General features: G+C 69.6%; 1 protein-coding gene. It reads right to left on the minus strand.

Translation table 11 applies throughout. From position 1 onward, the window contains the following. Positions 1-599 (minus strand): HNH endonuclease signature motif containing protein (locus tag A5773_RS17695; protein ID WP_156744872.1); only part of this gene is annotated, 599 nt, incomplete at both ends.

A 599-nucleotide genomic window follows, 5' to 3' on the forward strand; every position in this document is an offset into this window, starting at 1 on the left:
AGGAGGCGGTGGTGGGGTCCGCAGGCCAGGGTGAGTTGGTCGATGTCGGTGCGGTGGGTGCTGGCCCAGTCCTGGACGTGGTGGACTTCGCAGTAGTAGCCGGCCACGTCGCAGCCCGGGGCCGAGCAGCCACGGTCCTTGGCGTACAAGACAATTCGTTGCCCCGGTGAGGCCAGGCGCTTGGCGTGATACAGCGCCAGCGCGTTGCCCTTGTCGAAGACGGCCAGATAGTGGTGGGCGTGGCGGGCCAGCCGGATCACGTCGGACATCGGCAGCAGGGTGCCCCCGGCGGTGAGGGCTTTGCCGGCGGCGGACTCGAGGTCATTGAGCGTGGTGGTCACGACGATGGCCGCGGGTAATCCGTTGTGCTGACCCAGGTTGGCGCTGCAAAGCATTGCCCTTAGCGCGGCGTTGAGGCCGTCGTGGTTGCGCTGCGCGGCGCTGCGGGTGTCACGCTGCACCGCCTCGTCGCTCGGGGCGCCCTCGGCGATCGGTGTCTGGTCGTCGGGGTTGCACATCCCTGGCGCGGCCAGCTTGGCCAGCACCGCCTCCCAGGTGGCGCGGGCCTCGGGGGTGAGCCAGCCGCTCAGCTTGGACAT

Source organism: Mycobacterium sp. 852014-52450_SCH5900713 (assembly GCF_001667075.1).
GTDB lineage: Bacteria > Actinomycetota > Actinomycetes > Mycobacteriales > Mycobacteriaceae > Mycobacterium.